Below are 24,816 nucleotides of genomic sequence, written 5' to 3' on the forward strand. Positions count from 1 at the left end.
GGAAGGGCGCAGACTGCATGACCGCTGATCCCGCAACAGGGGGCCTGCCCGGTGCCGTCGTCCATGACGAAATCGTGCCTGCCCGGGCGCCGTGGCTGCATCACATCGCGGCAGGGCAGACGCTGCGCATTATCGATGTGGAAGGCAATCAGGCGGTCGATTTCCTGCTCTACGCGGATCCCGACGATGCCGAACGGTATAGCTCGCAGGACACGGTGGCCGCGCAGGGGAACCTGTTCCTGCGCCAGGGCAGCGTCCTGCGTTCGAACGAAGGCCGCGCGATGATGACCATTACCGGCACTTCGGTCGCCTATCACGACACGATCGGCGGCGCGTGTTCCTGCGAATCCAACACGCTGCGTTATGGTCACCACACCAAGGCGCAGCACGCCTGCGTCGAGAACTTCCTCGAGGCCAATCTGTCCGAGGGGCGCGGCAAGCGCGACATGGTGCCCAATATCAACTTCTTCATGAACGTGCCCGTCGAGGAAGACGGGTCGCTCGGCATTGTGGACGGCATTTCCGCGCCCGGCCTTACGGTCGACCTGCGCGCGGATATGGATGTGGTCGTGGTGGTGTCGAACTGCCCGCAGATCAACAACCCGTGCAATGCCTTCAACCCGACTCCCGTGCGGATGATCGTCGCTGCATGAGCACGCCGACGGTACTGATCGCCAACCGCGGAGCGATTGCCACCAGGATTATCCGGACCTTGCGGACCATGGGTCTGCGTTCGGTCGCGGTCTATTCGGAAGCCGATGCCGATTCGCTGCATGTGTCGCTGGCGGACAGTGCGGTGTGCATCGGGCCGCCCCCCGCAACCGAAAGCTACCTCGATAGCGCCGCAATCATCGCCGCGGCGAAGGAGACGGGCGCGGGCTATATCCACCCCGGTTACGGGTTTCTCGCCGAGAATGCCGAATTTGCCGAAGCCTGCGAGGCTGCAGGGATCGTCTTCATCGGCCCGCGACCCGAGCATATCCGCACCTTCGGTCTCAAGCACAGCGCCCGCGCTCTGGCCGAGGACCAGGGCGTGCCGCTGGCGCCCGGCACCGGCCTGCTAACCGGGGAAGACGAGGCCGCCCGCGCGGCTGCCGACATCGGCTATCCGGTCATTCTCAAGGCGACCGCGGGCGGCGGCGGCATCGGCATGCGCATCTGCGCGGACGAGGCCGGGCTGCGCGACGGCTTTGCCGGCGTGGTACGCCAGGGCGAGAGCAGTTTCGGCGATGCGGGCGTGTTTCTCGAGCGCTACATCGCGCGGGCCCGGCATATCGAAGTCCAGATTTTCGGTGATGGCGAAGGCCACGTCATGCCGCTGGGCGAACGCGACTGTTCGCTCCAGCGCCGCAATCAGAAGGTCGTCGAGGAAGCCCCTGCCCCCTGCCTGTCGGATGCGCTGCGCCGCGACCTCATCCTGGCCGCGATCAACCTCGCTCAGGCAGCACAATATCGCTCGGCAGGGACGGTGGAATTCCTCTTCGACGCCGAACGGCAGGAATTCTTCTTCCTCGAAATGAACACCCGCCTGCAGGTCGAACACGGGGTCACCGAAGAGGTAATGGACGTCGATCTGGTCGAATGGATGGTGCGTGGGGGCATGGGCGACTACGCCTTCATGGATCGCGCTGCGCCGACCGCCCGTGGGCATGCGGTCCAGGTGCGACTGTATGCCGAGGACCCGGCGCTCGACTACCGCCCGACCACCGGCACGCTGTCGGCGCTGTCGTTCCCCGATAGCATTCGGGCGGAAACCTGGTGCGAAGCCGGCACCACGATCAGCGCATGGTACGATCCGATGATCGCCAAGCTGATCACGCATGCCGACACGCGCGAAGGCGCCATTGGCGCGATGCAGGCGGCGCTCGCCGAAAGCCGGATCGACGGGATCGAGACGAACCTGCGCTGGCTGCGCGATGTCGTGCAGGACGAATCCTTCATCGCGGGCACGGTCACGACCCGCCTGCTCGATACCATTCCCTATGCGCCCAGCAGCCTCCAGATCGTCTCCGGCGGCACTGCCACTACCGTACAGGACTGGCCGGGGCGCGAAGGACTATGGTCGGTCGGGGTCCCGCCGTCAGGGCCGATGGATGACCGCTCGTTCCGGCTGGGCAATCTGCGGCTGGGCAATCCAGAGGGCACGGCGGGGCTCGAGGTGACCTTCACCGGGCCGACGCTGCGCTTCAATGCGCCCGCGCGCCTGTGTCTTGCCGGGGCGGATTTCGGGGCCAGGCTCGATGGCAATCCGGTGGCGCGCGACACGCCGTTCGACGTCGTCGCCGGACAGACGCTGGCACTGGGCCGCGTTTCGGGCGGGGGCATGCGCGGCTATATCCTGTTTGCAGGCGGGCTGGATATCCCGCCCTATCTCGACAGCCGTAGCACCTTCGAACTGGGGCAGTTCGGCGGACATGCGGCGCGGCGGCTTCTCGCTGGCGACACGCTGCATCTGGCCGGCAACGCCACGACCACGGACATGCCCGCGGGGCCCGAACCCGAGCTGGGCAATTGCTGGACTTTGCGCGTCCTGTACGGTCCGCACGGCGCGCCCGACTTCTTCACCCCGGACGACGTACAAGCGATCACCAGTGCCGAATGGCAGGTGCATTACAACAGCAATCGCACCGGCGTCCGGCTGGTCGGCCCCAAGCCCGAATGGGCGCGCAAGGATGGCGGCGAGGCGGGGCTTCATCCGTCCAACATCCATGACAATCCCTATGCCATCGGTGCGGTCGATTTCACCGGCGACATGCCGATCATCCTCGGCCCCGATGGCCCCTCGCTGGGCGGTTTCGTCTGCCCCTTCGTGGTGATCGCCGCAGATCGCTGGAAGATCGGCCAACTGGCTCCGGGGAACCGCCTGCGCTTCCAGCCCGTGGATATCGCCGAAGCGCAAGCCGCCGACCAGGCCGCCCCCCTTGCCGGGGCAACGACCGGAGTGCCGGCTGACAGCGAGTCGCGCGCACCGGCCGATCTCAGCCCGATCCTCGCCGAAATCCCCGCCGAGGGGCATCGTCCGCGAACCGTCTACCGGCAGCAGGGCGATCGCAATATCCTGGTCGAATACGGGGCGATCGTGCTCGACCTCGAATTGCGTATCCGCGTCCATGCGCTGATGACCGTGCTCGAAGCGAAAGGGCTCCATGGGGTGGTCGACATCACCCCGGGCATCCGCTCGCTCCAGCTCCATTTCGACGGCAAGCAGGTCGACCAGCGCTCCGCCCTCGCAGCGCTGATGGAATGCGAGGACGAGCTCGGCGATCTGGAGGATTTCACCATTCCCTCGCGGATCGTCCACCTGCCGCTCAGCTGGCGCGATCCCGCGACCATTGCGACCGTCGAGAAATATATGGCGGCCGTGCGCGACGATGCGCCCTGGTGTCCCGACAACATCGAATTCATTCGCCGGATCAACGGCCTGCCCGATGCCGATGCGGTGCAGGATATCGTGTTCGATGCAAGCTACCTGGTGATGGGGTTGGGGGATGTCTATCTGGGTGCCCCCGTCGCCACACCGGTCGATCCGCGGCATCGGCTCGTCACGACCAAATACAATCCCGCGCGCACCTGGACCCCGCCCAATGTCGTCGGGATCGGCGGCGCCTATATGTGCATCTACGGGATGGAAGGCCCGGGCGGTTACCAACTGTTCGGGCGCACCATCCAGGTGTGGAACACCTATCGCCAGACCGACGCCTTCAAGGACGGCAAGCCATGGCTGCTGCGCTTCTTCGACCAGATCCGCTTTTTCGAAGTCTCGGCCGAAGAGCTCGAGGAATGGCGGCGGGACTTCCCTGCCGGGCGGCGGTCGATCGAGGTCGAGCATTCGGAATTCCGGCTGGCCGACTACCGCGCTTTCCTGAGCGAGAACGCGCAATCGATCGCCGCGTTCGAGGAGACCCGGCAGGCGGCATTCGATGCCGAACGGGGCGAATGGGAGCGTAACGGAGAATTCGACCGCCTTTCCGAACTGGCGGACGACATCGGCGGCGCGGCGCTGGATGCGCCGGCGGTCGACGTGCCGGAGGGCGCCGAAGTCGTCGAATCTCCCTTTGGCGGATACATCTGGAAATTGCTCGTCGCCGAGGGCGACGAGGTCGAAAAGGGGGACACCGTGGCCGTCATCGAAGCAATGAAGATGGAGTGTCCGCTGGAAAGCCCCGCTGCCGGGACGATTTCCTCGCTGTATATCGAGGAACGCCAGCCGATCGAACCGGGCGCGCCGCTCATGGCGCTGACGAGGCGGTGTTGATGGACCTCGCACGCCAGAGCGTCCAAACGATCGCCGCGGCGGTCAACACCGGCACGGCAAGCGCGCTCGACATTGCCGAGGCGACTCTGGCACGGATCGACGCCTATGACGAAATCCAGCCGCAGGTCTGGATCAGCCGCGCTTCGCCCGAACGCGTGGCAGAGGCCGCGCGCGCAGTGGATGCGCGGATAGCCGAGGGAGAAACGCTCCCGCTGGCCGGCGTCCCCTTTGCAGTGAAAGACAATATCGATGTCGCCGGTTTCGAGACAACCGCGGGATGCCCCGCGTTCTCCCACACACCCGAAACCACCGCACCGGCGGTCGCGCGGTTGCTCGACGCTGGCGCGATCTGCGTCGGCAAGACCAATCTCGACCAGTTCGCGACCGGGCTGGTTGGCACACGCAGTCCCTATGGCATTCCGCGCAACGCCTACAATCTCGCCTATGTGAGCGGGGGATCGAGTTCGGGCTCGGCGGTCGCGGTGGCGGCCGGTCTCGTGGCCTTTGCGCTGGGTACCGACACTGCCGGATCGGGGCGCGTGCCCGCAGCCTTCAACCATTTGGTGGGATACAAGCCGAGCAAGGGACGCTGGAGCACCACGGGGCTGGTACCTGCGTGCCGTACGCTCGACTGCATCAGCGTCTTCACCGACGACATCTCCGAAGCGCGGCTGGTCGACCAGATCATGGCGGGTTTCGATCCGCAGGATGCCTATTCTCGCGCCTTGCCCACTCGGGAATTGACCCCGAAACGCATCGGCGTCCCCCGTCCCGACCAGCGAGGCTGGTTCGGCGACGGCCAGTCGGAAGCGCTCTATTCCCGCGCGCTCGAAACTCTGGCGCGCGACGCCGAGATCTGCGATCTTGATATCGCCTTCCTGAACGAAGCCGCGAGCCTGCTCTACAGCGGCCCATGGGTAGCCGAGCGCGCGGCGGCGCTGGCCCCGTTGCTGGCCGCCAACCCCGAGGCGATCGACGCCACCGTCCGCGCAGTGGTGGCGCCGGGCCTCGACATTTCGGCGGTCGAACTGTTCAACGGGATCTATCGGCTCGCGCAGCTGCAACGGGATGCCGAGGAGATGTGGGCCAGCGTCGACATGCTCGCCTTCCCGACCACCGGCACGACCTACCGCGTGGCCGAACTGCAAGCCGCGCCGGTCGCGCTGAACAGCAATCTGGGCCTTTATACCAATTTCGTGAACCTGCTCGACATGGCCGCGATCGCCGTGCCGGCCGGTGCGCGCGAAAATGGCACCGGCTTCGGTATCACGCTGATCGGTCCGGCAGGCAGTGACAGCGGCCTTATGGACGCCGCCGACAGCTATCTCGCCAAGGCGGACTTGCCCGCGAGACCCGCGCTCGATCTGGAGGGAAGAATGGAAACCGTTAAGCTTGCCGTCGTCGGCGCACATCTGAAGGACATGCCGCTGCATTGGCAACTGACGTCGCGCGATGCGCGATTCGTCGGTGCGTTCGACACCGCCCCCGCCTACCGGCTCTATGCGATGGCCGACAGCACACCGCCAAAGCCCGCGCTGGTCCATAGCGAGGATGGCGCGGCGATCGCGGTCGAGGTCTACGAACTCGACGTGGCCGCCTTCGGCAGCTTCGTCGCCGAAGTCCCCGCCCCGCTCGCCATCGGCACGGTAACGCTGGAAGATGGCAGCAATGTCAAAGGCTTCGTAGCCGAGCCCCGTGCAACCACCGGAGCCGAAGATATCACCGAGCTGGGCGGATGGCGCGCCTATATTGCTCGCACCTGACCTTCAGCTTCGCATAAATGTCAAAAAAGGACCGTTATTACCCTTGACGGTTTTCATAATATCGATAGCCTCGCCGCAATAGCCAAAAAACGTTCGCCGGGAGAGACACAGAAACCAGCCGGATCGGTCATTCGATCCGAGCAAGGGGGAGTCCGTCGGTGCGCATCCCACAGAACCTCAGGAGGCCGGACAGCAGTCTGCCCAGGGTCCTGCGCATTGTCCGGCGTATCCCCACAGTCTCGCACGGGAGGTAGCGGATATGGCCGGTGTACGCGTAGGAAACAGGATCATCGGGGCGGACTCGCCGGTTACGGTCGGATGGGACAACATTCCCAAGGTGGAAGGCGGCCCGCTGAAGCGGTTCATCTTCACCTATTTCCAGCCCTTCTTCCTCTTTTCGCTGATCGCCTTCTGGTATTACGCGCCCAATTCGCTGGCCACGGCAACGACGGCGATCACCATTGCCATATCTTTCAAGGTCCTGCTGATCGGGATCGAGCTGGTGAACCCGCGTCACAAGAGCTGGCAGCTCACGTGGAAGGAACTGTGCACCGACCTGTTCTATGTCGGCCTGGGATACACGCTGCTGCGGATGGTCGATGTCTATATCGGCGCCGGCGTGGTCATCGAAGCCATCCAGGGCGCCTATGACTGGGGCAAGCTTGAATGGTTCACCGGCATGCCCTTGCTGGTGCAGGCGCTCCTGATCTCGCTGATCTTCGATTTCGGCCAGTACTGGATGCATCGCGGAATGCACAATTGGTATCCGCTGTGGCTGACGCATGCACCGCATCACTACATCACGCAGCTGAACATCAACAAAGGCGCGGTTGGCAACCCGATCGAATTGTTCCTGATTGGCCTCGGGATCGGCGGGTTCTTCGATTTCCTGCCGCGGGCCGCGCTGCTTGCCGCGACCTTCGGCCTCGCCATCGGCACCTATCAGCACATCAACGTGCGCTTCAACACGCCCCGCTGGTGGCGCTTCCTGTTCAACACGACCGAGCATCACAGCGTCCACCATTCGCAGGATTTCCAGGGCAGCCGTAGCAATTACGGCGCCACCTGGATCATCTTCGACCGGATCTTCGGAACCTGCGTCGATGGCGAAGCTGAAAAGCTCGGGATGGAGGGCGGCCGCAGGATGCAGATCAACGAGACGATGGTCTTTCCCTTCACCGAAGGGGTCAGGGCGGTGAAGGAGCGGATCCCCGCACGCTTCCGCCGCTCAGGCGTCCCAGCAGAATAGCCCCACATTGCGGCCTCATCCGGTCGCAACCCGACCCATCCTTCCGACGTGCCTGCCTGCGATCCGCTTCAGGACGTGGAAGGCTTGTGCCCGCCCGAAATTGCCGGAGACCCGCCACGTGCCCAAACTGTCTTTCATCGACTGGATATGGCGCGCGCGCGGTGTCGTGGAACTGGACCCGCCGCGCACACCGCAAAGCGCGTTCGCACGGCTCGATCCATTGCTGGACGCCGCCAGCCACGAGATCGACGGCGACACGCTGACCTATGTGAAGGACAACCCCGCCGCGCAGGACAAGCTGGCCACCTTCAGCCGCGGCACGCTCCAAGTCGTGGAGGAAGGCGGGACCGCCAAGCTGCGCTACGATCTGTTCAGCCCCGCACTGCTGCTGTGTGCACTGGCCCCGCTGCTGTTCCTCGCGATTGCACAGGCCACCATCGTCATCTCCGAGCTCGAAAGCGCCGCGGAAACCGAGGCGAGCGACGCGGAGGATGAGGAAGACGAGGAAGAGCCCAGGCCGCACAATATCGTCGACCAGATGCTTGGTGCCCCGCCGCCTGAATCGCTCGAGCAAAAGAAGCAGCGGATGGAGGAGCAGGAAGAGGAGCAGGAGGGCACGCACTCGCCCACGCCTGCTTTCGTCTTTGCCGGGCTGTTCTTCGCGCTGTTTCTCGTGGGCCGCGTGCTCGAGCCATGGCTGGTCAGGCGGACCTTTCGCCAGGTGCTGAACACCCAGGCCGAATCATCCGAGCCCGAACCGGGTCGCCCCGCCGAGGTCTGACGGCCCGGACGAGCTCACCGACGACGGCCCATCCGTCAATCACTCCCGCAACACCCCCAGCCGCCATCGCGCCGGAAGGAGCGCCATTCATGATCAAGCTGCACATCAAGAATCTCTCGGGCACCGAGCAAACCGTCGAGGTCGCACCGGATGGTTCGCTGATGGAAGCAATCCGCGACAGTGGTTTCCAGGACTTGCTGGCACTGTGCGGCGGATGCTGTTCGTGCGCGACCTGCCACATTGTCGTGGAGTCCGACTTCGTCGCGCCGGAACCGATGTCGAGCGAGGAGGACGAGTTGCTTGACGGGTCCGACCACCGCCAGGCGGGATCGCGATTGTCCTGCCAGATTCCGCTCACCGAGGCGTGCGACGGCTTGCAATTGCGGATCGTCCCCGCAGATTGACGCTCCTCCGCCGGGCGGCCGGAGCGTAAAGGCTAGGCGATCTTGCTCAGCGGCCACCACGGCCCGGTGGGGCGTTCGGCCTTGTGCCGGCCCAGGTCGCGCAGCCGCGCCATGAAGGCGGGCTTGAACATCTCGTCATCCTTGAAGTTCTCGCCCACATCGCTCGGGAAGGTGTCGTAGCGGTCGGCGCTGGTCAGCATGATCTTGCCATAGGGATTGTTGAGCCGCAGCCCCGCAATCGCGCCGATCTCGCTTTCATTGACCAGCAAATCATACCCGCGCTGGCCGTTCCTGAGCGGGCCCGAGGTGGTGTTGAGCGCTGCGTCGGGCTTGCGCGCGGTGGGGCCGTTGCGCACGACATAGACGGTCGGCGCCTTGCGTTCGTAATCGTCGCCGAAGCTCGCTTGCTTCATTGTCGCCAGCGCCTCCGGGCCGGTTTGCGCTGCCATCTGCTTGCGCACTTCCTGGTCGACCGCGGCCATCGCCCGGTCGAAGAACACCGAGCGGCGCACCCCGCCGTCATATTGCGTCATCGGCTTCCCATCGCTGCCCGCGACCCGCAATTGCTGGTGGAACACCGGCATGGCGGAAGACGCCATCGACGCCGCCGCCAGCGCCTGGGCCGCCGCCGCCGCATCGGGCGCAGCGTTCACCAACTGCTTGACCTCGGCATAGCGGAACACGCCGCGTTCGGCCTCGACGAAGCCGACGAACCCTTCGATGCTCGAATTGCCGATCGCCTCGACCAGCCGCGGATCGCCGCCCGGCATGAGCGCTTCGACGATCCGCTTGCGCAGCGGCGCAGTCCCCGCGGCCGAGCCGTAGAGCGGCACGGAGATGAGCTTGGTGTTGTTCACCACATCGCTTTCGCGTTCGGGCGAATAACCCCACACCAGCCGGTCGAGCGCGAAACGCCGCATGTCCGGGGTCTGCGTGGGGTCGAGCCCGACCATCAGCATCAGCGCCTGCAGCGAACCGGTCGAAATGCCGGTGATCACGCCGATACCCGGCAGGGCGAGCTCGTCGGGGCTGTGCCGGCTCAGCGTGTCGAACAGGCCCGCCCCATAGGCCCCCCATTGGCCACCGCCCGACAGCAGCAGCACATTGCAATCGGGCCGTTCGGCCTGGTTGTGGCATTGCACCGCATCGCGGATCGAACAAGACATGCGGTCGTCGAGCGTGCAGATCTTCGCGTCGGGGACGTCCGCCTGCACATCGCGGATAAAGGGGCCGACGTCGCCATCGACCACATGGCTGTAGAAGCCGTCGATCTCGAACGTCAGCGGCCCGCGGCGAAACAGCCGGAAGCCGAGATAGCCGAGCACGCCAAGCGCCACGATCGTCGCGCCGACTCCAAGCAGGAAATTCCCCATGACCGCATCCCCCAAGTTGATCGGGAGGGACAATGCGCCCGTATCGCGGCGATTTCAATCAGCCGTGTGCGCCGAACTCGTTGGCGATGGCGGTCGAGATCCGCAGGCACAGCGCATAGGCCTGCTCGATCGGCTCGATCGAATTGGCGCGGATCGTGGCATAGCCTTCTCCCTCGCCCAGCGGATACTCGCCCGCTTCGTCGAGCGCGAAATCGCCCTTGCGCGGAAAGCTGATGGGGAAGGCGCGGCGCAATTGCGCCAGCGCTTCGTCGATCCGCAGCGTGAACACCATTTCGAGCACATCGGTACGGCTGATGTCGTTGGCGCGGCTGAAGGCAGGCACCGAAACGACCTTGAGGAACATGTGCTGGAGCAGCGCGAGGCGCACCGCCTGAAGCACGCCGATCGCGCGGCGCACGCTTTCGCGTTCGGGATGCGGATCGTCATCGGGCACGAGGTCGAACAGGCGGTGGAGCTTGAGCGCATCGACGCGCAGCCTAGAGGCCAGCCGCCGGAACACGCCGTTGCGATCGTCCTTGATCAGATATTCGGCGAGCGCTTCACAGGACTGCGCAAGATGCTGTTCGGTGCCGCGATAGGGGCGGCTCGCCCAATAGGCCGAATTGAACAATTCGCCGAAGGCGGCGACGGTCTTGATGCTGGCCAGCGCATTCGAGGCGCGGACGAGCCGCATGATCTGGCGGCCGCGCGCGCTCTCGGTGAGCAGCGCGCCAAGCTCTTCGATGTTGCCTTCGGCCGCGCTGCCGACCCCGGCGATGATGTTCACCGGATAGCCCAGTTGCTGGAGGATCGCGTTGTGCGGGATCGCGCGGATCTGGCGCAGGCTCATCTCGCGATCGGCGGACAGGTCGCTCTGCCGGCGCGACTTGCGGCTGCCGGTTTCGTTGAGCAGGCCGAGACCGAAGGCGGTGATCGCGCGGCTATAGGTCCGGCTTTCGAGATGGTCGCGCTGGTGCTCCTTGATCGCGCGGTAGAAGTCGAGGCTGAGATCGGTCCGCCGATAGAAGGGATCGGTGGGCACGTCGGCATCGGTATGCGCGGGGCTGTGCGCGATGACCTGGGTCAGTGTGGCCAGCGCGAGGTCGGGCGTGGCGAAGGGCAGATACCCATCACCGCCCTGGAAGCTTGCTTCGGGCTCGAGCGCGATGCCTGCACGGGCGAAGCGGCGCTGCGCCCAGGCACTGAGCGCCCATTCGATGCGGTCTTCGAAGCTGGAAGGATGCGCGCCGCGGCCCATGCCTTCGCCATGCGTGTTGAAGATCAGCGCGGCGACATCGGTCAGCCCGTTGGCGGCCATCGCCTCCGCCAGCCGCCCCTGCAGCCGTTCGATTGCCAGGCTTGCGGGGATCTGGCCGACGAAGCGCCCCGCATCGGAGAAACCCGTCTGGATCGCCACGCGCCCGCGCACCTTGGCATAGGCCTTGTAGTCGGGCTCGGCGAGCAGCAGGTCGAGAAACCGTCCGCCATGTTCGAGCGCGGTCTCGGTCTCGAACAGCGGCGAGACATCGACCTTGTCGGCGATCCCGAACAGCTTAGCGAAATAGAGCGCGGCGAGCACGGTGGAGGGCTGCTCGCATTCGGCCACCAGCATACGAATCGGCGCATCGGCATCCACATGCTTGAGGATCTGCGCCATCGCGAGGAACTGCCGCACCGCGGTCGAGCTTTCGACCGCGAGGCTGGCGAAATTGGCGCTTTGCGGTTCAACGCTGGCGAGCAGTTCGCGCAAGGCGGCAATCGCGCCGCGGCTGGACAAGTCGATATCCGCCGCATCGCCGAGCCGGGTGCGGATCGCATTGTGCAATTGCTTGGCATTCACGCGGAAATGGATCCAGCTCATGCCGAGCCCGTCGGCGCGCATGGCGGCCGCTAGCGTGCGCAGGCCGATTGCATCCTCCGCATTGCTGTCGCCCGCCTCGCTCTCGAGCTGGTCGATCAGCGGGGCAAGCGTGAGCAGCTTGGCCGGATGGTCCGCCGTCAGCCGATTGGCGGCCGCCGACATTGCCGAAGGATCGGACAGGTCCCCGGCGAAGTCCGCCGCGCTCGCCGCCGCATGATCGCGGGCGGCGCGCAGCGCGGCGATGGCCCCGTGCGTCACGTCGATCGCCTCGAGCGTATCCGCATAGCGCCCCAGCCGCTGCGCCTTTTCGGCCAGACGGAAGGCGATCGAATTGTACCAGGTGATATCGGTGCGCCCGTCCATGTCGTAGCCGACCCAGCTGGCGAAGCGGAACGGCATGGGCTGCAATTCGGTCCAGCGGTCGGGATAGGCCCCGCGCGCCTCGCGCAGCACCGCGGCTACGATCCGGTCGCGCGCATCCTGCGCATTGGCCAGCGCGGCCATGGCGCATTCATGCTCGTAGCGCAGCGTGATTTCGGGCGTCTCGGAAGGGCCCTGCGGATCGGCCTCGCGTCCCGTTGCGACCGCAGTGGCCACCGCCTCGCTCTGCCGCGGCGTCAGCAGGAAGGTGGGGTGGGCGGTAAACACCGCGTGCATGTGCGGGCGCTCCCACGAGGCGCGGAAGCGCTCGAAATCATCGCCTGCCGCCAACAGCGTGGCGAGCCGGTGGTCGGCCTCCTGCGGTTCGAGCAGATTGCCGAGCCGCACAGCCCGCGCATCGAGCGATTGCGCTTCGAGCTCGTCAACCAGTCCCGCCAGCGCATCGATCCCCAGCTCGCCGCTTTCGAGCTTGCGCGAAATGTCGAGCGAAAGCTGGAACACGGGGTTGAACAGCGGCGTCTCGCGCGTCTGGCTGTGGAGCACGCGCAACCTGTCGCTCAGGCTAGCCAGGGTCGGTTCGATCTTCGTTTCGGCCATCATCATTCCCTATGCCCCGCATTGCGGAGGGTTCCGCGCGAAACCGGGCGCAGTGTCAAGCGGGGCGCCCACCGGTAGCGCGTGAATACCAATGCGTATGGCCTGGGCGGGCCTTGCACGCGACCCCGCATGCGAACCATTGGCCGATTTGAGGGGTGGACTTAGCCGCTGCCACCCGCCACGCCTCGCCGTCATGTTAACGCGATCTTGACCCGCGCTGCCGGACACGGATCGGCCTGCGACGCGAAAGGGAATATATGAGCGACTGGACCATCGGCATCATCGGAGGATCGGGGCTTTATGCCATCGATGCGCTCGAGGATGCGCAATGGATCCCGGTCCAGTCACCCTGGGGCCAGCCGTCGGACGAAGTCCTGTGCGGAACCATCGGCCATGTCCGCGTGCGCTTCCTGCCGCGTCATGGGCGGGGACACCGCATCGCCCCTTCGACGATCAATGCGCGCGCCAATATCGACGCGCTCAAACGCGCAGGCTGTACCGACATCCTCGCGATCAGCGCGGTCGGTTCGTTGTCGGAGGACCTGGCGCCGGGCCGCTTCGTCACGGTCGACCAGTTCATCGACAACACCAAGCGTCGCCCGTCGACCTTCTTCGGCGACGGCTTCGTCACGCATGTCAGCATGGCCGACCCGGTCTGCCCGCGGCTCGCCAAACACGCTGCCAAGGCAGTCACCGGCGCGGGCGGCGAATGCACCGAAGGCGCGACCTATCTGGCCATGGAAGGCCCGCAGTTTTCGACCAGGGCGGAAAGCCGGCTCTACCGCCATTGGGGCGCCGAAGTGATCGGGATGACCGGCATGCCCGAAGCCCGGCTCGCGCGCGAGGCCGAACTGCCCTACGCGCTGCTGGCCATGGTCACCGATTACGATTGCTGGCGCGAAGAGGGCGAGGCAGTCGATCTGGCGCAGGTCGTCGAGCAGATGGAGCAGAACTCCAAACTGGCGCGCAAGGCAGTCGAGGCGTTCTGCAAGGGCCTGCCGCGCAAGCGCAGCCCTTCGCCGATCGACCACGCGCTGAACGACGCGGTGATCACCGCTACCGAACAGCATGATCGTGCCACGCTGGCCAAGCTCGACGCCATTGCCGGGCGGTTGCTCCAGCAGGGATGAGCCAGGCTTACGACCTCCTAGTCATCGGTGGCGGAATCAACGGGGCCGGGATCGCGCGCGATGGCGCCGGGCGCGGGCTGCGCGTGCTGCTGGTCGAGAAAGACGACCTTGCCTCGCATACCTCATCGGCCAGCACCAAGCTGGTCCATGGCGGGTTGCGCTATCTCGAGCATTACGAGTTTCGGCTCGTCTCGGAGAGCCTGCGCGAACGCGAGGTGCTGCTGCGCAATGCACCGCATATCATCTGGCCGCTGCGTTTCGTGATGCCGCACGAACCGAGCATGCGGCCCAAATGGATGCTGCGCCTCGGCCTGTTGCTCTACGACCGCATCGGCGGGAAAATGAGCCTGCCGCGCAGCAAGCGTGTTGACCTGCGCGTCGCCCCGCATCGCGGGGTGCTGCATGAGCGGCTGAGGACCGGGTTCGAATATTCCGACTGCTGGGTCGAGGACGCACGGCTGGTGGTGCTGACGGTCAAGGATGCCGAGGAACGCGGCGCCGAGGTGCGGGTCGGGACCGAATGCACCGCGCTGGCGCGCGCCGCCGACGGGTGGCGGGCAACACTCCGCGATGGTTCTGGCGAGAGCCAAGTGACCGCGCGCGCGGTGATCAACGCCGCCGGCCCGTTTGTCGATCGCGTGGCGAAGACCGCGCTCGGCCGCAGCACACCGGCGCATCTGCGGCTGGTCAAGGGCAGCCATATCATCGTCTCGCGCCGCTTCCCTGGCGAGCATGCCTATATCTTCCAGCAGCCCGACGGGCGGATCGTCTTCGCCATCCCCTACGAGCGCGACTTCACGCTGATCGGCACCACCGACCAGCTGTACAAGGGCAATCTCGACGACGTGCGCATTGCGCCCGAGGAGGTCACCTATCTGTGCGAAGCGGCCTCGCGCTATTTCACCAGCGCGGTGAGCGAGGAGGAGATCGTCTCCACCTATGCCGGAGTGCGCCCGCTGTACGAAGACAATGCGGCGAGCAATTCGACCGTCACGCGCGACTATGTGTTCGAGCTGGAAGCCGAGGGCGGCGCGCCGATCCTGTCGGTCTATGGCGGCAAGATCACCACCTATCGCAAGCTTGCCGAACACGCGCTGGAAAAACTCGGTGCCGTGCTCGACCTGCCCGGCGCGGCGTGGACCGCGCAGGCGCCGCTGCCCGGGGGTGACATGCCCGATGGCGATTTCGCCGCTTTCCTGTGGCGCGCGAACGAACGCTATGGCTGGGTGCCGCCCGAAATGCTCCAGCGGCTGGCGCGCGCCTATGGCACCCGGCTCGGCCTCGTGCTGGGCGAGGCGACCTCGCTCGCCGATCTCGGGCGGCACTTCGGCGGCACGCTTTATGCAGCCGAGCTAAGCTACCTCGTCGCGCATGAATACGCCCGCACCGCCGAAGATGTGCTGTGGCGGCGCAGCAAGCTGGGGCTCCAGCTGGCGGAAGACGCGCAACAGGCCGTGACCGACTGGTTCGCCGCGCGCGACTGAACGACGCTACGGAACCACCGCGTTCCACAATGCTTGAAAGGGAACCACCGCAGGTCCAAGGGGCCTGCTTGATCCCTCGTTCTCCCGGAGTCGTATGGCCCTGCACGATCCTGCCCGCCTGTCCCCCATTTCCCGCCAAGCGCTCCGCGAAGCCTATCGCGCGGAAGAAAATGCCTGCGTCGCCGAACGCATGGCACAGGCCGGCACCGCCAGCGCGAAACACGAGGAAGCGGCGCGGATTGCGATCCGCCTGATCGAGGACGCGCGTCAGCGCAAGGCGAGCGGGATCGACGCCTTCCTTCATCAATACGGCCTCGCGACCGAGGAAGGCGTGGCGCTGATGTGCCTCGCCGAAGCATTGCTGCGCGTGCCCGATGCCGCCACCGCCGACGCGCTGATCCGTGACAAGATCGGCGATATCGACTGGGCCGAACACATGGGCGAAAGCTCGTCGACCTTCGTCAATGCCGCGACCTTCTCGCTGATGCTGACCGGCGAAGTGCTCGACCGCCCCGAGGATGCACAGAAGGGCATGGGCAAGACCCTCAAGCGCGCGGTCAACCGGCTTGGCGAACCCGTGATCCGCACCGCGACGCTGCAGGCCATGCGCATCCTCGGCGGCCAGTTCGTCTATGGCCGCACGATCCAGGAATCGCTCAAGCGCGCCGCGCCCGAACGCGCGCGCGGACTGACGCACAGCTTCGACATGCTGGGCGAAGCCGCGATGACCTATGACGATGCCGAACGGTACCGGGTGAATTATCACAAGGCGATCGACCGGCTGGTCAAGGAGGCTACCGGCGATGTCCGCACCGCGCCCGGCATTTCGGTCAAGCTGTCGGCGCTGCATCCGAAATATACCTTCCTCCACGCCGACCTTGCAGTGGCCGACCTGCTGCCGATCGTGCGCGATCTCGCCACTGCGGCGCGCGATGCGAATATCCACTTCACCATCGACGCCGAGGAAGCCGACCGGCTCGAGCTGTCGATGGACCTGATCGAGGCGCTGGCGCGCGACGACAGCCTGTTCACGCGTCCCGACGGCAGCCGCTGGGAAGGCTTCGGCCTGGCCATCCAGGCCTACCAGAAGCGCGGCGTGCCGATGGTCGACTGGACCGCCCGGCTGGCGCGCAAATACGATCGCAAGTTCTTCGTCCGGCTGGTCAAGGGCGCTTATTGGGATACCGAAATCAAGCTCAGCCAGGTCGGCGGGTTCAAGGATTTCCCCGTTTTCACGCGCAAGCTGGCGACCGATGTGAGCTACCTTGCCTGCGCGGAAAAGATGCTCGCCGCAGACGATGCGATCTATCCGGCATTCGCCACGCATAACGCCTACACCATCGGCGCGATCAAGGCGCTGGCGGGGAACAAGCCGCTCGAATTCCAGCGGCTGCACGGCATGGGCGAGGACATCTACGGCGCGCTCGCGCAGATGGAAGGCAGTGATCGCACCAATGTGCGCATCTATGCCCCCACCGGCACGCATAAGGACCTGCTCGCCTATCTGGTGCGGCGCCTCCTCGAAAACGGCGCCAACAGCTCCTTCGTCAATCGCATGGCCGATGCCGAAGTGCCTGCCGCCGAGCTGGCGACCGATCCGGTGGCCGACCTCGCGCTGCTCGAACCCTATCGCAATCCGACCATTCCGCTGCCGACCGATATCTTCCCCGGCCGCCCCAATTCGGCGGGGATCGACCTGTCCGACCCGCTGGTGCTCGAACCGCTGCAGGATCGCCTCGCCGCGCTCGAAAGCCGCCATTGGGTAGCCGAGCCGACCTTCGTATCGGGGGCCGAGGGCGAAGTGGCGCCGATCAACAAGCCGCACGACCTCTCCGCCGAAGTCGGCACGCGGCGCGACGCGCTCGATTTCGAAGTCGAAGAAGCGATCAGCCGCGCCGAAGCGATCCAGCCCGGCTGGGACCGTCTGGGCGGCGAGAAGCGCGCGCTGCTGCTCGATGCCGCCGCCGATCTGTTCGAGGACCATACCGACGAATTCCTCAGCCTGTGCCAGCGCGAAGCCGGCAAGACGCTGATGGATGCAGTGCTCGAACTGCGCGAAGCAGTCGATTTCCTGCGCTTCTACGCCAATGAGGCGCGGCGCCAGTTCACCGGCCCGATCCCGCTGCCCGGCCCGACCGGCGAGGAAAACCGGCTGAGCTTGCATGGCCGCGGCGTGTTTGCCTGCATCAGCCCGTGGAACTTCCCGCTGGCGATCTTCATCGGCACCCCCGCCGCCGCGCTGGCCGCGGGCAATACCGTCATCGCCAAGCCTGCCGAGCAGACCCCGCTGATCGCCGCGCTCGCAGTGCGCCTGTGCCATGAAGCGGGCATTCCCGAAGCGGCGTTCCAGCTCCTGCCCGGCGCGGGCGATGTGGGCGAGATGATCACTTCGGATCCGCGCATTGCAGGCGTTGCCTTTACCGGCTCGACCCAGACCGCGCAGGCGATCAATCGGGGACTGGCGGCGCGCGAAGGCCCCATCGCCACGCTGATCGCCGAAACGGGCGGGCAGAACGCGATGATCGTCGATTCCACCGCGCTGCCCGAACAGGTCACGCGCGACGTCGTCGCCAGCGCCTTCCAGAGTGCGGGCCAGCGCTGCTCCGCATTGCGCGTCCTCTACATCCAGGACGATGTCTATGATGACATGCTAAAGATGATCCGCGGCGGGTTCGAAGCGCTGACGATCGGCAATCCCGAACACCTTGCGACCGACGTCGGCCCGGTGATCGACATGGATGCCAAATCCTCGCTCGAGCGTCATGTCGCGCGCCGCAAGAAGGGCGGGCGACCGGTCTGGCGCCGCCGCCTGCACCGCGGGGCCAATGCGGGCTGCTACGTCGCACCGACGATCATCGAGATGGATTCGATCCTCGACCTGAAGCGCGAGAACTTCGGCCCGATCCTGCACGTGGTCCGCTGGAAGGCGTCCGACCTCGAGCGCGTGGTGGAAGATATCAACGCGACCGGTTTCGGCCTGACGCTGGGGCTCCACAGCCGCAATGACGACACGCGCGCCTTCGTGGAGGCGCGCGCCAAGGTCGGCAATTTCTACGTCAACCGCAACCAGATCGGCGCCGTAGTCGAAAGCCAGCCCTTCGGCGGCGAGGGCCTGTCGGGCACCGGCCCCAAGGCGGGCGGCCCGCACTATGTCGCGCGCTTCGCGACGGAACGCGTGGTGTGCATCGACACAACCGCAGCCGGCGGCAACGCCACGCTGTTGGCGAGCTAGATGAGGCACTAGGGCCGCCCACCTCCGCTCAGCCTGAGCCTGTCGAAGGCCACGCGCAGCCGCGCGCGGCTATGGCGTCAATGTTGTCTGTTCCTCGCGAGTTCGGTCACCCTGCTCCAGTCGCCCGCGATTAACGCCTCTTTCTTCGCCCGGCTCCAGCCTTTGATCTGGCGTTCGGCCTCGAACGCCTCATCGCGCGTCGGAAAATCCTGCGACCATAGCAGCACCACCGGAAGGCGCTTGGCGGTGTAACCTCCGAGTGCACCGGTTTGGTGCTGTGCCATCCGAATTTCGAGGTCCTCCGTATGGCCCGTGTAGTAGCTGCCATCGTTGCAGCGCAGGATATACGCGAAGAAGGCCATTCTTGGAGGATAAGCTGGGCGTATGGCCTTCGACAAGCTCAGGCCGAGCGGATGGGATGCGGATGGAAAGAAGACCCGGCAATCTCCGCGATACGGGATAAATCCCGCCTCCCGCTTGCCCCCGCCCCTCACTTCGGGAATTCCTCTCCCATGGCGATTCTTTCCGACAAGTGGATCCGCGACAAGGCGCAGAACGAAGGCATGATCGAGCCCTTCGTCGAGGCCCAGCGCCGCGAAGGGGTGATCAGCTACGGGCTGTCGAGCTATGGCTACGACGCGCGCGTGGCGCCCGAGTTCAAGATCTTCACCAATGTGAACAGCGCGGTGGTCGATCCGAAGAACTTCGACGGCGACAGCCTGGTCGACCGCGAAACTGACATCTGCGTGATCCCGCCCAACAGCTTCGCGCTGGCACGCACGGTCGAATATTTCCGCGTGCCCGAAGACGTGCTGGTGATCTGCCTTGGCAAGAGCACCTATGCGCGCTGCGGGATCATCGTCAACGTCACCCCGCTCGAGCCCGGCTGGGAAGGCCATGTGACGCTGGAGTTTTCCAACACCACCCCGCTGCCCGCGAAAATCTACGCCAATGAAGGCGCGTGCCAGTTCCTGTTTCTGCAGGGCAACGAGCGATGCGAGACCACCTACCGGGACCGCGCGGGCAAATATATGGGTCAGCGCGGCGTGACGCTGCCGCGGCTGTGACCGCGATCGGATGAGCGTTTCGCGCTTTCCCTTCTGGCGCGTCGCGCCGGGTCAGCGCGAGGGCGAATACGTCCTGCCGGTCATGCCGCCTGCCACGGTCGGGCCCGAAGGCGCACCGCATGTAATGGGCGGGGTCGCGCTGGCGGCGGCGGTCGACGCGCTCGAACTGGCGAGCGGGCAGAAGCTGCTGTGGTCGAACATCCAGTTCCTCGCCCCGACCACGCATGCGGAGGAACTGGTCGTTTCCTGCGAACAGTGCGGCGGCGGCCAGTCGGTCGGCCAATGGCAGGCGGAGATCCGCAGCAACGGCCGGCTGACCCACCGCGCCAGCGCGGCGCTGGGTGCGCGCGAGCCGAGCGAGCAGCGCATCTTCGCCGCAATGCCCGATGTCCCGCCCGCAGCCGAATGCGAACCGGGCGACCGCGGCTGGGGTGTCCCCGGCACGCTGGGCGACCAGATCGACATCCGCGTGGCGATGCAGGACGACGAGCGCGGCATCCAGGCGCTGTGGTCCCGCTCGCAGGCGGGATTCGCAGCGGATTCGGGCTGGCTGGCGATCGTCTCGGACTTCTTCCTCGGCGCGCATCCTGCTTCGCGCGGCGGATCGAGCCTCGACGATACCTATCGCTATATCCAGTCGGCGGACGATGGCTGGGTCCTGACGGTGACCGAGCTTGCCGCCTTCGGTCGCGGCGTGGTGCACGGCAGCGCCCGGCACTTCGCCGAAGACGGACGCTTGCTGGCGATTTCGAGCCAGTCGGGCGTTCTCCCGCGCATTGCGCGCGCGCCGTAACGTCTTTGACTCTCCTGCCTGCCACGCGCATTCAGGCGGCAAAGGAGAGACACATGGCCGACACCGAATTCGACATCATCGTCTATGGCGCCACCGGATATACCGGGCGCCTCGTCGCGGAGCATTTCGTGCGTGAATATGGCGCAGCGGCGGATGGGCCGAAATGGGCCATGGCCGGGCGGAGCATGGACAAGCTCGAAGCGGTCCGTGAGGAAATCGGCGCACCGGCCACGACGCCGCTGGTGGTCGCCGATGCCGACGATCCCGCCAGCCTCGAAGCGATGTGCCGCCGGACCAAGGTCGTCCTCAGCACCGTCGGCCCCTACCAGCTCTACGGCGACAAGCTGGTTGCCGCCTGCGTCAAGACGGGCACCGACTACGCCGATCTGTGCGGCGAACCGGCATGGATGCGCGAGCAGATCGATCTCCACCACGAAGCCGCCAAGACGAGCGGCGCACGGATAACCTTTTCGAGCGGGTTCGATTCGATCCCCTTCGATCTCGGCGTGCTGATGCTCCAGCATGAAGCGGTCGCCCGCCATGGTTCGCCCGCGCCGCGGGTCAAGGGCCGCGTCCGCGCGATGCAAGGTACCTTCTCGGGCGGCACCGCGGCGAGCCTGACCGCGACGATGAAGGCGGCGGCGAAGAATCCCGGGATCATCAAGGTGCTCAACGATCCCTTCGGCCTCGCCCCCGGTTTCGACGGCCCCGACCAGCCTTCGGGCATGATCCCGCATTATGAGGACGAACTGGGCAAATGGGCCGCGCCGTTCGTCATGGCGACGATCAACACCAAGAACGTCCATCGCACCAATTTCCTGCGCGGGCATCCCTATGGCGAGGACTTCCGCTATGACGAGATGATGCTCACCAGCCCCGGCGAAGCGGGCAAGGCGGCGGCCAATGCAGTGGTCGACATGCTCAAGAACCCGTTTGGCGCCAAGCCCCCCAAGCCCGGCGAAGGGCCGAGCAAGGACGAGCGCGAGAACGGGTATTACGACGTGCTGTTCGTGGGTGAATGGCCCGATGGCAAGCGGCTCCATTACGGGGTCAAGGGCAAGTATGATCCGGGCTATGGCTCGACCAGCCGGATGCTGGCCGAAACCGGCATGGCCTTGCTCGACAGCGACGCCGAAGGCGGCGTCGGCACGCCCGGTTCGTTCCTCGGCGAAGCGCTGGTCGAACGCCTGCGCGACCACGCCGAATTGCGGTTCGCAGTCGAGGAGTAGGGGGCGGGGTCGCACCGGCGGCGCCGAACAACACCACAGGGGAGAGACACAATGGCTACCATCGCAGCACTGATCGGGCGTATCCTACTCGGCGCATTGTTCGTCATGGCCGGGCTCGGCAAGGTCATGGATCCGGCGGCAACCGCTGCCTACATGGAAGCCGAATCGCCCTTTCCCGGCAGCCTTGCGCTTGCCGTGGGCGTGTTCGAGGTCGTGGCGGGGCTGATCCTGGCAAGCGGCTTCATGACACGGCTGGCCAGCCTCGCACTGCTCGTCTTCACCGCGCTGGCGACGCTGTTCTTCCACGAACAGGTGACCGACCAGACGCAGGCGGCGATGGCGCTCAAGAACGTCGCCATTATCGGCGGTCTGCTGATGGTGTTCGCCTATGGCCAGGTCCGCGGCCAGGTCGGCCTGTGGCGCGAACGTGACCGCGCGCATGATGCCGAGGTCAAGGCCGCGCATGCCGAAGGGAAAGCCGAAGGGGCGACCGCCGCGGCTGCCCGCAGCGATCGCCCCGCCGACAGTGTCTGACCCGGCCTAGAAGCTGGCGCGGATGCTCGCGCTGAAATTGCGCCCCGCCAGCGGCACGAAATCCTTGGTGACGCTGGTGTGGCGGCGCGCGGTCACATCGAAGATGTTGTCGGCCTTGAGCATCAGCGTGATCGACTCGTTCCCGTGCAGCGGGCGCCAGGCGAGCGCGGCATTGACGAAGGTGTAGCCCTCGGTCGCCGTTTCATACGCCGCGATGTCGTTCTGGTCGTCATACCATTCCACTTCGCCGCGCAGGTCGAAGGCATCGGTCGAAGCGGTCAGGGCGGCAGCGAGGTGAAGCGGCGGAATCCGCGGCACGAAGCTGTCGTCGCCGAGCCTGGCATGGACATAGTCGCCCTGCAGCTCGGTCCCGATGGTGAAATCGCCGGTATCGATCAGGTCGAAAGCCACTTCGCCCTCGATCCCGGTGTAGGTCGCATCCTGCTGAAGGAAGAGAAACACCGGTAGATCGTCTTCTTCCTCTCCATTCTGCGCGAGGTAGATGAAATCGTCGAACCAGCTGCGATAGGCGGCGATGCTGAAGCGCGCCCCGCCCACGCTACCGCGGGCGAAGATTTCCGCACCCCAGGCGCGTTCGATATCAAGATCGGGATTGCCGATCTCGAACGCTTGCGTGGCAATATGCGGGCCGTTGGAGAACAGTTCCTCGCCCGCCGGTGCACGCGCCACTCGGGACAGGTTGATCCCCGTCCGGACGGTTGGCGAAACCTCGTAGGCAAGACCGATCGCGCCCGAGAAGGTGTCGAAACTGCGTTCGATACCCAGCGTGGTCGCATCGACCCTGGTGTTCTCGTAGCGTAGCGAGCCTTCGACTTCGAACGGGCCGTCGCCATATTCCTGGAGCGCGAAAAAGGCGATCTGTTCGGTGCGGTTGGGCGCCACGAAGGCTTCCGCGCCGACCGCTTCGAAGTCGCGGAAGTAATATTGCGTGCCCAGCGATCCCCGCCATGCGCCCGAGGTGTTCTGGACCAGCTCAGCCCGCGCTTCGAGGCCTTCGACCTCGAACACCGTGCCGATCTCGTCGCCTTCGAATTCGGTATGGGTATAGTCCGAATAGCCCGCGCGGATTTTCAGCCGCTCGAAGAAGCCTTCGCCGAGGAAGATATCGCCGCGCAGATCGGCGCGGTACTGGCGCAGGCCGATGCTGACCTGCTCTTCGCCATGCTCTTCCTCGCCCTGCTCGTCTTCGTCGTGATCCTCGTCCTCGTGGTCTTCTTCCTCGCCATGATGATGCCCCGCACCCGGCCGGCCGGGAACGCCATAGGCGGTGTCGTAGACGCCGAAGGAGACACCCAGATTGCTATCGCCCTTGAAGAAGGCGAGGCCCGCATTGGCAGTCCAGGTTTCGGTCGCGCTATTGGGCAGCACGCCGCGCTGGTCGGCGGCCTCGCGCAGTTCCTCGGCCTCTTCGAACTCGCCCTCGTCCTCTTCTTCGGCAGCATCTGCGAGGATTTCGGCGCGCAGCGCAGGCGCCACCGAGAACCCGGCGATCTCGAGATCGTCGCTTTCGCGCCATGATCCGTCCACATGCGCCACGAGGCCGCTGGTGCCGAAGGGCACATCGACCGAGCCGCCGAATTCGCGCAGATCGCTGGCGGTGTCGGTGCGGGCGACAAAATCGACATGCACCGGCTCGTCCGGAACCCGGCGCGGGATCCGCTTGTCGATCACGTTCACCGCGCCGCCGATCGCCTGACTACCGAACAGCAGCACGGCAGGCCCGCGCAATACCTCGATGCTCTCGGCGGTCAGCGGGTCGATCGAGACCGCGTGATCGTCGGATGTGTTGGAGGCATCGATTGCGCCGATGCCGTCGACCAGCACCTTGACGCGTTCGCCCGAGAAGCCGCGCAGGATCGGGCGCGAGGCGCCCGGCGCAAAGCCCGATGCCGAAACGCCGGGCAGGCTGGCGAGCACTTCGCCCAGCTGGCCATCCATATTGCGCTGCAATTCGTCTGCCTCGACGACGCTGGTGCCTGCCAGGAGGTCGAATTCGCGCAGGCCCTGCGCGCTGACGATGATCTGGCCCTGATAGTTGATCCGGCGGTCGTGCAGGTCTTCGGCCGGGGGCGCGTCCGGCTCCGCCTCCGGTTCGGCATCGGCCTGTTGGGCCAGCGCCGGACCCGCGACCAGCATGGCCGCGAGCGAGAGGGTGGAGACGACAAGGCGAAGCGAGTGCTTTGAACGATACAACATATCCTGCGTGTTAGCGACGCTGGCCGGGCGCGCAAGGATTTTCTCTGCGCCCTGCGACCTAATCGACGAATGCATTCGCAAAGGCGACGAATTGCGCCCGGAAGCGACCGGTCATTGGGCGTGTAGCCGGACGGCTATCCGACCGGCGAGCATCGCAATCGCGACCCCATGGATCGCCAGAATACACGTGATGAACAATCCGGCCGCCCCAAGGCCGTTTTGCAACCACATCACAGGGATCTGCGAGAAGACGAGTATTCCCCCCGCGATCCAGCCGTCATCCCGCAGGAAAAACCCCGCCATTCCCGCAAGGGCGAGACAGAGTGGGTACCAGAAGTACCAGTAGGCATCGCTTTCCCAGGGCTTGCCTGCGCCCGCAACCCGGGATGCGAGGAGCCAGAAGAGAATGCCTGCACACAACAGGGCGAAGGCTTTCAGCGGATGCGATCCCATGTCCTGAGAATGA

The 24,816-nt window shown here is 65.6% G+C and carries 18 protein-coding genes; 13 read left to right on the top strand and 5 right to left on the bottom strand.

What is annotated here, in order from left to right:
* Positions 1 to 17: 17 nt before the first annotated feature.
* The 6 genes from V6B15_RS11690 (at position 18) to V6B15_RS11715 (ending at position 8,452) form a co-directional block, all read left to right on the top strand.
* A complete protein-coding gene (locus V6B15_RS11690) occupies positions 18 to 653 on the top strand; it encodes an urea amidolyase associated protein UAAP2 (protein ID WP_334201286.1) in 636 nt (211 codons plus the stop codon).
* Positions 650 to 4,255 carry an urea carboxylase gene (gene uca, locus V6B15_RS11695; RefSeq protein ID WP_334201287.1) on the top strand — a complete coding sequence of 1,202 codons (3,606 nt, stop codon included), beginning with the start codon at positions 650 to 652 and terminating at the stop codon, positions 4,253 to 4,255. Before V6B15_RS11690 ends, uca begins: the two co-directional genes overlap by 4 nt.
* On the top strand, positions 4,255 to 6,018 hold the full coding sequence (gene atzF / locus V6B15_RS11700) for an allophanate hydrolase (protein ID WP_334201288.1): 1,764 nt from the start codon (positions 4,255 to 4,257) through the stop codon (positions 6,016 to 6,018). Before uca ends, atzF begins: the two co-directional genes overlap by 1 nt.
* A 259-nt stretch (positions 6,019 to 6,277) precedes the next feature.
* Positions 6,278 to 7,267, top strand: a complete 990-nt coding sequence (locus V6B15_RS11705) for a sterol desaturase family protein (RefSeq protein ID WP_334201289.1) — start codon at positions 6,278 to 6,280, stop codon at positions 7,265 to 7,267.
* Positions 7,268 to 7,385: 118 nt separating this feature from the next.
* The gene (locus V6B15_RS11710; protein ID WP_334201290.1) at positions 7,386 to 8,048 is read left to right on the top strand and encodes a hypothetical protein; all 663 of its coding nucleotides are present in this window, start codon (positions 7,386 to 7,388) and stop codon (positions 8,046 to 8,048) included.
* An 89-nt stretch (positions 8,049 to 8,137) separates the two neighbouring features.
* Positions 8,138 to 8,452 carry a 2Fe-2S iron-sulfur cluster-binding protein gene (locus tag V6B15_RS11715; RefSeq protein ID WP_334201291.1) on the top strand — a complete coding sequence of 105 codons (315 nt, stop codon included), beginning with the start codon at positions 8,138 to 8,140 and terminating at the stop codon, positions 8,450 to 8,452.
* A 32-nt stretch (positions 8,453 to 8,484) separates the two neighbouring features.
* On the opposite strand, the gene V6B15_RS11720 is transcribed toward V6B15_RS11715, so the two are convergent.
* The gene (locus V6B15_RS11720; protein ID WP_334201292.1) at positions 8,485 to 9,825 is read right to left on the bottom strand and encodes a patatin-like phospholipase family protein; all 1,341 of its coding nucleotides are present in this window, start codon (positions 9,823 to 9,825) and stop codon (positions 8,485 to 8,487) included.
* A gap of 58 nt (positions 9,826 to 9,883) precedes the next feature.
* Complete coding sequence (locus V6B15_RS11725; protein ID WP_334201293.1) at positions 9,884 to 12,664, bottom strand: phosphoenolpyruvate carboxylase; 2,781 nt, start codon at positions 12,662 to 12,664, stop codon at positions 9,884 to 9,886.
* A 257-nt stretch (positions 12,665 to 12,921) separates the two neighbouring features.
* Between V6B15_RS11725 and mtnP the strand changes: the two genes are divergently transcribed.
* The 3 genes from mtnP (at position 12,922) to putA (ending at position 18,510) form a co-directional block, all read left to right on the top strand.
* Complete coding sequence (gene mtnP / locus V6B15_RS11730) at positions 12,922 to 13,794, top strand: S-methyl-5'-thioadenosine phosphorylase (RefSeq protein WP_334201294.1); 873 nt, start codon at positions 12,922 to 12,924, stop codon at positions 13,792 to 13,794.
* The gene (gene glpD / locus V6B15_RS11735; RefSeq protein WP_334201295.1) at positions 13,791 to 15,278 is read left to right on the top strand and encodes a glycerol-3-phosphate dehydrogenase; all 1,488 of its coding nucleotides are present in this window, start codon (positions 13,791 to 13,793) and stop codon (positions 15,276 to 15,278) included. The genes mtnP and glpD overlap by 4 nt, the downstream gene beginning before the upstream one ends.
* Before the next feature lie 94 nt (positions 15,279 to 15,372).
* Entirely contained in the window at positions 15,373 to 18,510 is a 3,138-nt protein-coding gene (gene putA, locus V6B15_RS11740; protein ID WP_334201296.1) for a bifunctional proline dehydrogenase/L-glutamate gamma-semialdehyde dehydrogenase PutA, read from the top strand.
* Between the two features lie 77 nt (positions 18,511 to 18,587).
* Here putA and V6B15_RS11745 read toward each other — a convergent pair whose 3' ends face one another.
* Positions 18,588 to 18,872 (bottom strand): GIY-YIG nuclease family protein, encoded by a 285-nt coding sequence (locus V6B15_RS11745; RefSeq protein WP_334201297.1) that lies wholly within the window; start codon positions 18,870 to 18,872, stop codon positions 18,588 to 18,590.
* A gap of 150 nt (positions 18,873 to 19,022) precedes the next feature.
* Between V6B15_RS11745 and dcd the strand changes: the two genes are divergently transcribed.
* From dcd to V6B15_RS11765, 4 genes are read left to right on the top strand one after another with little or no spacing between them, the layout of a single operon-like run.
* A complete protein-coding gene (gene dcd / locus V6B15_RS11750) occupies positions 19,023 to 19,577 on the top strand; it encodes a dCTP deaminase (protein WP_160766087.1) in 555 nt (184 codons plus the stop codon).
* Between the two features lie 10 nt (positions 19,578 to 19,587).
* The gene (locus V6B15_RS11755; protein ID WP_334201298.1) at positions 19,588 to 20,370 is read left to right on the top strand and encodes an acyl-CoA thioesterase domain-containing protein; all 783 of its coding nucleotides are present in this window, start codon (positions 19,588 to 19,590) and stop codon (positions 20,368 to 20,370) included.
* 53 nt (positions 20,371 to 20,423) lie between these two features.
* Positions 20,424 to 21,599 carry a saccharopine dehydrogenase family protein gene (locus tag V6B15_RS11760; protein ID WP_334201299.1) on the top strand — a complete coding sequence of 392 codons (1,176 nt, stop codon included), beginning with the start codon at positions 20,424 to 20,426 and terminating at the stop codon, positions 21,597 to 21,599.
* Between the two features lie 51 nt (positions 21,600 to 21,650).
* Entirely contained in the window at positions 21,651 to 22,133 is a 483-nt protein-coding gene (locus V6B15_RS11765) for a DoxX family protein (protein WP_334201300.1), read from the top strand.
* 6 nt (positions 22,134 to 22,139) lie between these two features.
* On the opposite strand, the gene V6B15_RS11770 is transcribed toward V6B15_RS11765, so the two are convergent.
* A complete protein-coding gene (locus V6B15_RS11770; protein ID WP_334201301.1) occupies positions 22,140 to 24,350 on the bottom strand; it encodes a TonB-dependent receptor in 2,211 nt (736 codons plus the stop codon).
* A gap of 111 nt (positions 24,351 to 24,461) precedes the next feature.
* Entirely contained in the window at positions 24,462 to 24,803 is a 342-nt protein-coding gene (locus tag V6B15_RS11775; RefSeq protein ID WP_334201302.1) for a hypothetical protein, read from the bottom strand.
* Positions 24,804 to 24,816 lie beyond the last annotated feature (13 nt).

Source organism: Qipengyuania sp. Mu-71 (genome assembly GCF_036867055.1).
GTDB lineage: Bacteria > Pseudomonadota > Alphaproteobacteria > Sphingomonadales > Sphingomonadaceae > Qipengyuania > Qipengyuania profunda.

Coding starts and splice junctions, on each gene's coding strand:
- V6B15_RS11715 (WP_334201291.1), top strand. CDS start 8,138: ATGATCAAGCTGCACATCAAGAATCTCTCGGGCACCGAGCAAACCGTC.
- V6B15_RS11705 (WP_334201289.1), top strand. CDS start 6,278: ATGGCCGGTGTACGCGTAGGAAACAGGATCATCGGGGCGGACTCGCCG.
- glpD (WP_334201295.1), top strand. CDS start 13,791: ATGAGCCAGGCTTACGACCTCCTAGTCATCGGTGGCGGAATCAACGGG.
- uca (WP_334201287.1), top strand. CDS start 650: ATGAGCACGCCGACGGTACTGATCGCCAACCGCGGAGCGATTGCCACC.
- V6B15_RS11745 (WP_334201297.1), bottom strand. CDS start 18,872: ATGGCCTTCTTCGCGTATATCCTGCGCTGCAACGATGGCAGCTACTAC.
- V6B15_RS11760 (WP_334201299.1), top strand. CDS start 20,424: ATGGCCGACACCGAATTCGACATCATCGTCTATGGCGCCACCGGATAT.
- V6B15_RS11755 (WP_334201298.1), top strand. CDS start 19,588: ATGAGCGTTTCGCGCTTTCCCTTCTGGCGCGTCGCGCCGGGTCAGCGC.
- V6B15_RS11765 (WP_334201300.1), top strand. CDS start 21,651: ATGGCTACCATCGCAGCACTGATCGGGCGTATCCTACTCGGCGCATTG.
- V6B15_RS11720 (WP_334201292.1), bottom strand. CDS start 9,825: ATGGGGAATTTCCTGCTTGGAGTCGGCGCGACGATCGTGGCGCTTGGC.
- dcd (WP_160766087.1), top strand. CDS start 19,023: ATGGCGATTCTTTCCGACAAGTGGATCCGCGACAAGGCGCAGAACGAA.
- V6B15_RS11775 (WP_334201302.1), bottom strand. CDS start 24,803: ATGGGATCGCATCCGCTGAAAGCCTTCGCCCTGTTGTGTGCAGGCATT.
- V6B15_RS11690 (WP_334201286.1), top strand. CDS start 18: ATGACCGCTGATCCCGCAACAGGGGGCCTGCCCGGTGCCGTCGTCCAT.
- putA (WP_334201296.1), top strand. CDS start 15,373: ATGGCCCTGCACGATCCTGCCCGCCTGTCCCCCATTTCCCGCCAAGCG.
- V6B15_RS11725 (WP_334201293.1), bottom strand. CDS start 12,664: ATGGCCGAAACGAAGATCGAACCGACCCTGGCTAGCCTGAGCGACAGG.
- mtnP (WP_334201294.1), top strand. CDS start 12,922: ATGAGCGACTGGACCATCGGCATCATCGGAGGATCGGGGCTTTATGCC.
- V6B15_RS11770 (WP_334201301.1), bottom strand. CDS start 24,350: ATGTTGTATCGTTCAAAGCACTCGCTTCGCCTTGTCGTCTCCACCCTC.
- atzF (WP_334201288.1), top strand. CDS start 4,255: ATGGACCTCGCACGCCAGAGCGTCCAAACGATCGCCGCGGCGGTCAAC.